Raw genomic sequence first — 1,679 nt, 5'->3', positions numbered from 1 at the left:
AACTCTTGAGCTAATACTTTGCAATATTTATTTAGGCCGTATTTACTTACACCTTTATTGTCCATCCAATATCTTAAACATTTATTTTGAATAAACTGAGATGTCCTAATAGCCTCATCTATTGCTTAATATTGCTCAGGTTTAGCTTTGACTTTGAACTCGTAAATTATCATTTTGGATCGACCTACCTTTTGATATTTATGCCATACATCATAGCATAATCAACTTAAAAAATGTCTTGTGATATCAGATATTTTCACGGGAACTAAAGTCGCACGTTTGCTTTTCATCCATGCGCTAAAGCGACATGGTTTTCAAGCTCTCAAACTTTTAAGATAAAATTATATTTAGTGTGCTATTAGTTATAAATCTGTTCGGCTTTGTTGCATGAAAATTGCTATATATATCACTTTGGTTTTTTTGCTGGTAGCCATTCCCATAGAACAGCTTTCATGTCGGCAACAGGCATTTTTCTGCGGGTCTTCTACCGACATTAAGATAAATTTTAGATACTGAAGAGCTAAATCTCTAATTACTAATAATTAGCTAACTTTTGAATGCAATGAATTTAACTGTTATTTTAACCAACCTCACCAGGTTCAGTAATGCGTTGGAATAAATAACCAGTACCTCGTGCAGTTAAAATCAATTCTGGATTACTTGGATCTTCTTCCAATTTAGCCCTCAGCCGAGAAATATGAACATCAACTACTCGCGTATCCACATGACGCTCTGGAGTATAACCCCAAACTTCCTGCAAAATTTCAGAACGAGAAAAAGGCTCTCCAGAACGACTTACTAATAACTCCAACAAACTAAATTCCATACCAGTAAGTCTAATCCTTTCATCACCTTTATAAACCTGACGCTTATTAGTATCTATTCTAATACTACTGACTTGAATAACACCAGAACTGGGAATACCATTAGCCCCGTTTTTATCCACCCGACGTAATACAGAACGAATTCTTGCTTCTAATTCTTTTGGAGAAAAAGGCTTCACTACATAATCATCAGCACCTAACTCTAAACCTGTGATTCTATCTGCAACATCTCCCAAAGCAGTTAGCATAATTATGGGAATATCTGACTCTTTCCGCAACTCTTGACAAACACCATAACCATCTAATTTTGGCATCATCACATCTAATACTACTAAATCTGGCTCTGTCTTGTGAAAAGTTTCCAAAGCTTCTTCCCCATCAGCAGCTGTAACAACATCATAGCCAATCATTGATAGTCTAGTTTCTAAAATGCGACGGATACTTGCTTCATCATCAACAACTAAAATTTTTTCTTTATGACTTTCCAATTTTCCTAAATCTCCTTAACTAAGCTTTGTAATTATATTAATTTTTTTAACTCTATCATCAAAATAACAACAGAAATTACCATTGTTTACTACATCCTCAACTTAGAATTAGTTAAACTTTAGGATTTTTGATATTTGCTGGTGAATATTAACTTATTTTAAGAAATGCCAAAACAGAAAACAAAATATGTATGTAGAGAATGTGGGCAGGAGTACGCCCAATCCTACGGCCAATGTAGAAACTGTGAAAGCTGAGGTTCAATAGAGGAAATAATAGAACAATCAACTACTACTACTCTGCAAAAGCTAGGTCTGACTGATATTGGCAGGGCTGCTCAACCATCTGAATCTAATAAATCTTCTGGTA

At 34.7% G+C, this 1,679-nt stretch carries 1 protein-coding gene; it reads right to left on the bottom strand.

Going from position 1 to position 1,679, the window contains the following annotated elements:
• Positions 1 to 580: 580 nt before the first annotated feature.
• Positions 581 to 1,312 carry a response regulator transcription factor RpaB gene (rpaB, locus tag F6K22_RS40300; RefSeq protein ID WP_293110714.1) on the bottom strand — a complete coding sequence of 244 codons (732 nt, stop codon included), beginning with the start codon at positions 1,310 to 1,312 and terminating at the stop codon, positions 581 to 583.
• Between the last annotated feature and the right edge of the window lie 367 nt (positions 1,313 to 1,679).

The organism is Okeania sp. SIO2F4 (assembly GCF_010672385.1).
In the GTDB taxonomy this organism is placed as follows: Bacteria; Cyanobacteriota; Cyanobacteriia; order Cyanobacteriales; family Microcoleaceae; genus Trichodesmium.
This window is presented reverse-complemented; position numbering and strand designations above follow the sequence as displayed.